General features: G+C 50.1%; 3 tRNA genes and 3 rRNA genes. All 6 read left to right on the forward strand.

Features of this window, described 5'->3' with window-relative positions:
- Positions 1 to 1,546: ribosomal RNA gene (locus tag VEZ01S_RS16215) — 16S ribosomal RNA — on the forward strand; the annotation flags it as partial.
- A 127-nt stretch (positions 1,547 to 1,673) separates the two neighbouring features.
- Positions 1,674 to 1,749: transfer RNA gene (locus tag VEZ01S_RS16220), tRNA-Glu, on the forward strand.
- 2 nt (positions 1,750 to 1,751) lie between these two features.
- A tRNA-Lys gene (locus tag VEZ01S_RS16225) sits at positions 1,752 to 1,827 on the forward strand.
- A 28-nt stretch (positions 1,828 to 1,855) separates the two neighbouring features.
- Positions 1,856 to 1,931, forward strand: a tRNA-Val gene (locus VEZ01S_RS16230).
- Between the two features lie 334 nt (positions 1,932 to 2,265).
- Positions 2,266 to 5,153, forward strand: a 23S ribosomal RNA gene (locus VEZ01S_RS16235).
- Between the two features lie 128 nt (positions 5,154 to 5,281).
- A 5S ribosomal RNA gene (rrf, locus tag VEZ01S_RS16240) occupies positions 5,282 to 5,397 on the forward strand.
- Positions 5,398 to 5,399: the final 2 nt, after the last annotated feature.

A 5,399-nucleotide genomic window follows, 5' to 3' on the forward strand; every position in this document is an offset into this window, starting at 1 on the left:
AGAGTTTGATCATGGCTCAGATTGAACGCTGGCGGCAGGCCTAACACATGCAAGTCGAGCGGAAACGAGTTATCTGAACCTTCGGGGAACGATAACGGCGTCGAGCGGCGGACGGGTGAGTAATGCCTGGGAAATTGCCCTGATGTGGGGGATAACTATTGGAAACGATAGCTAATACCGCATAACGTCTACGGACCAAAGAGGGGGACCTTCGGGCCTCTCGCTTCAGGATATGCCCAGGTGGGATTAGCTAGTTGGTGAGGTAATGGCTCACCAAGGCGACGATCCCTAGCTGGTCTGAGAGGATGATCAGCCACACTGGAACTGAGACACGGTCCAGACTCCTACGGGAGGCAGCAGTGGGGAATATTGCACAATGGGCGCAAGCCTGATGCAGCCATGCCGCGTGTATGAAGAAGGCCTTCGGGTTGTAAAGTACTTTCAGTCGTGAGGAAGGCAGTATAGTTAATAGCTGTATTGTTTGACGTTAGCGACAGAAGAAGCACCGGCTAACTCCGTGCCAGCAGCCGCGGTAATACGGAGGGTGCGAGCGTTAATCGGAATTACTGGGCGTAAAGCGCATGCAGGTGGTTTGTTAAGTCAGATGTGAAAGCCCGGGGCTCAACCTCGGAACCGCATTTGAAACTGGCAGGCTAGAGTACTGTAGAGGGGGGTAGAATTTCAGGTGTAGCGGTGAAATGCGTAGAGATCTGAAGGAATACCAGTGGCGAAGGCGGCCCCCTGGACAGATACTGACACTCAGATGCGAAAGCGTGGGGAGCAAACAGGATTAGATACCCTGGTAGTCCACGCCGTAAACGATGTCTACTTGGAGGTTGTGGCCTTGAGCCGTGGCTTTCGGAGCTAACGCGTTAAGTAGACCGCCTGGGGAGTACGGTCGCAAGATTAAAACTCAAATGAATTGACGGGGGCCCGCACAAGCGGTGGAGCATGTGGTTTAATTCGATGCAACGCGAAGAACCTTACCTACTCTTGACATCCAGAGAACTTTTCAGAGATGAATTGGTGCCTTCGGGAACTCTGAGACAGGTGCTGCATGGCTGTCGTCAGCTCGTGTTGTGAAATGTTGGGTTAAGTCCCGCAACGAGCGCAACCCTTATCCTTGTTTGCCAGCGAGTAATGTCGGGAACTCCAGGGAGACTGCCGGTGATAAACCGGAGGAAGGTGGGGACGACGTCAAGTCATCATGGCCCTTACGAGTAGGGCTACACACGTGCTACAATGGCGCATACAGAGGGCGGCCAACCAGCGATGGTGAGCGAATCCCAAAAAGTGCGTCGTAGTCCGGATTGGAGTCTGCAACTCGACTCCATGAAGTCGGAATCGCTAGTAATCGTAGATCAGAATGCTACGGTGAATACGTTCCCGGGCCTTGTACACACCGCCCGTCACACCATGGGAGTGGGCTGCAAAAGAAGTGGGTAGTTTAACCTTCGGGAGGACGCTCACCACTTTGTGGTTCATGACTGGGGTGAAGTCGTAACAAGGTAGCCCTAGGGGAACCTGGGGCTGGATCACCTCCTTATACGATGATTACTCACGATGAGTGTCCACACAGATTGATATGGTTTAGAAAGTAAAGAGATTCGAGATGTCCCCCAAGACATCTCAATAGTTTGTTTTCACTTTTTAAAAGTGAAAGTAAACCTAGTGTCCCGTTCGTCTAGAGGCCTAGGACACCGCCCTTTCACGGCGGTAACAGGGGTTCGACTCCCCTACGGGATACCATTGGGTCGTTAGCTCAGCTGGTAGAGCAGTTGACTTTTAATCAATTGGTCGCAGGTTCGAATCCTGCACGACCCACCATTTCCTCCCGCAGGAAACAAAATAATGTGGGCGATTAGCTCAGTTGGGAGAGCACCTCCCTTACAAGGAGGGGGTCACTGGTTCGAGCCCAGTATCGCCCACCATCTTTAAGTACTCTTCTCTTAGAAGATGAGTGTATTTAAAAATGGTTCAATTATTTGAATCTCGTTCTTTAACAATTTGGAAAGCTGACGATAAGTAATGTGATTTCATTATTTATCAAATTTAAAAGTTCTCAAATCCTATATCTTTATGATGTAGGTACCAACACACATTCAAGTGTTCTTGGGAATAACATCATTGCCTGATGTTATTCAAATTTGAGTCCGGCAAAATCGAATGTTATCTCGCTCATAATAAAGAGATAACGCACCTTGGAAACGTCATACTACGTTGTAGCAAACGTATTGCGTTAAGCAAGACCCTTTGGGGTTGTATGGTTAAGTGACTAAGCGTACACGGTGGATGCCTTGGCAGTCAGAGGCGATGAAAGACGTAATAACTTGCGATAAGCCCAGATTAGGTAGTAATAACCATTTGAGTCTGGGATTTCTGAATGGGGAAACCCACGTGCATAAGTACGTATCATTAACTGAATACATAGGTTAATGAGGCAAACCCGGGGAACTGAAACATCTAAGTACCCGGAGGAAGAGAAATCAACCGAGATTCCGAAAGTAGCGGCGAGCGAAATTGGATTAGCCCTTAAGCTTTTAATGACACAGACGAAGGCTCTGGAAAGTGCCGCAATAAAGGGTGATAGCCCCGTAGTCGACATGTCATTTTGAGTGAAATCGAGTAAGGCGGGACACGTGATATCCTGTTTGAACATGGGGGGACCATCCTCCAAGGCTAAATACTACTGACTGACCGATAGTGAACCAGTACCGTGAGGGAAAGGCGAAAAGAACCCCTGTGAGGGGAGTGAAATAGAACCTGAAACCGTGTACGTACAAGCAGTAGGAGCTCTTCGAGAGTGACTGCGTACCTTTTGTATAATGGGTCAGCGACTTAATTTTAGTAGCAAGGTTAACCGTATAGGGGAGCCGTAGGGAAACCGAGTCTTAACTGGGCGTCGAGTTGCTAGGATTAGACCCGAAACCAGGTGATCTAGCCATGGGCAGGTTGAAGGTTGAGTAACATCAACTGGAGGACCGAACCGACTAATGTTGAAAAATTAGCGGATGACTTGTGGCTAGGGGTGAAAGGCCAATCAAACCTGGAGATAGCTGGTTCTCCCCGAAAGCTATTTAGGTAGCGCCTCGGACGAATACCAATGGGGGTAGAGCACTGTTAAGGCTAGGGGGTCATCCCGACTTACCAACCCTTTGCAAACTCCGAATACCATTGAGTACTATCCGGGAGACACACGGCGGGTGCTAACGTCCGTCGTGGAGAGGGAAACAACCCAGACCGCCAGCTAAGGTCCCAAAGTATAGCTAAGTGGGAAACGATGTGGGAAGGCTTAGACAGCCAGGATGTTGGCTTAGAAGCAGCCATCATTTAAAGAAAGCGTAATAGCTCACTGGTCGAGTCGGCCTGCGCGGAAGATGTAACGGGGCTAAGCTATACACCGAAGCTGCGGCTGCACACTTTGTGTGCGGGGTAGGGGAGCGTTCTGTAAGCGGTTGAAGGTGGTCTGTAAGGGCTGCTGGACGTATCAGAAGTGCGAATGCTGACATGAGTAACGATAATGGGGGTGAAAAACCCCCACGCCGGAAGACCAAGGGTTCCTGTCCAACGTTAATCGGGGCAGGGTAAGTCGACCCCTAAGGCGAGGCCGAAAGGCGTAGTCGATGGGAAACGGGTTAATATTCCCGTACTTCTTATAATTGCGATGGGGGGACGGAGAAGGCTAGGTGGGCCTGGCGATGGTTGTCCAGGTTCAAGTATGTAGGCGGAAAGTTTAGGTAAATCCGGACTTTCTTAACGCTGAGATACGATGTCGAGCTGCTACGTGCAGTGAAGTCATTGATGCCATGCTTCCAGGAAAAGCCTCTAAGCTTCAGATTATAAGGAATCGTACTCCAAACCGACACAGGTGGTCGGGTAGAGAATACCAAGGCGCTTGAGAGAACTCGGGTGAAGGAACTAGGCAAAATGGTACCGTAACTTCGGGAGAAGGTACGCTCTTGGCGGTGAAGTCCCTTGCGGATGGAGCTACTAGGAGTCGCAGATACCAGGTGGCTGCAACTGTTTATTAAAAACACAGCACTGTGCAAAATCGTAAGATGACGTATACGGTGTGACGCCTGCCCGGTGCCGGAAGGTTAATTGATGGGGTTAGACTTAGGTCGAAGCTCTTGATCGAAGCCCCGGTAAACGGCGGCCGTAACTATAACGGTCCTAAGGTAGCGAAATTCCTTGTCGGGTAAGTTCCGACCTGCACGAATGGCGTAATGATGGCCACGCTGTCTCCACCCGAGACTCAGTGAAATTGAAATCGCTGTGAAGATGCAGTGTACCCGCGGCTAGACGGAAAGACCCCGTGAACCTTTACTACAGCTTGGCACTGAACATTGACCCTACATGTGTAGGATAGGTGGGAGCCTTTGAAACAAGCACGCCAGTGTTTGTGGAGGCAATCTTGAAATACCACCCTTGTATGCTTGATGTTCTAACGTTGGTCCCTAATCGGGATTGCGGACAGTGCCTGGTGGGTAGTTTGACTGGGGCGGTCTCCTCCCAAAGAGTAACGGAGGAGCACGAAGGTGGGCTAAACACGGTTGGACATCGTGTGGTTAGTGCAATGGCATAAGCCCGCTTGACTGCGAGAATGACAATTCGAGCAGGTGCGAAAGCAGGTCATAGTGATCCGGTGGTTCTGAATGGAAGGGCCATCGCTCAACGGATAAAAGGTACTCCGGGGATAACAGGCTGATACCGCCCAAGAGTTCATATCGACGGCGGTGTTTGGCACCTCGATGTCGGCTCATCACATCCTGGGGCTGAAGTCGGTCCCAAGGGTATGGCTGTTCGCCATTTAAAGTGGTACGCGAGCTGGGTTTAGAACGTCGTGAGACAGTTCGGTCCCTATCTGCCGTGGGCGTTGGAAGATTGAAGGGGGCTGCTCCTAGTACGAGAGGACCGGAGTGGACGAACCTCTGGTGTTCGGGTTGTCATGCCAATGGCATTGCCCGGTAGCTAAGTTCGGAATCGATAAGCGCTGAAAGCATCTAAGCGCGAAGCGAGCCCTGAGATGAGTCTTCCCTGGCACTTTAAGTGTCCTAAAGGGTTGTTCGAGACTAGAACGTTGATAGGCAGGGTGTGTAAGTGCTGCGAGGCATTGAGCTAACCTGTACTAATTGCCCGTGAGGCTTAACCATACAACACCCAAGGGGTTTTGTGGACTCAAAGTAAGAACTTTGAATGTGTGACAGAGACTTTTAAATACAGCTTTCTAGATTATTTTACCTTTAGCTTTTTTAAAAAGCTGAAAGTAAAGCAAAATTTGCTTGGCGACCATAGCATTGTGGACCCACCTGATTCCATGCCGAACTCAGAAGTGAAACATAATAGCGCCGATGGTAGTGTGGGGTTTCCCCATGTGAGAGTAGGACATCGCCAGGCTT

It is taken from the genome of Vibrio ezurae NBRC 102218, from assembly GCF_000467185.1.
GTDB classification, from domain to species: Bacteria; Pseudomonadota; Gammaproteobacteria; order Enterobacterales; family Vibrionaceae; genus Vibrio; species Vibrio ezurae.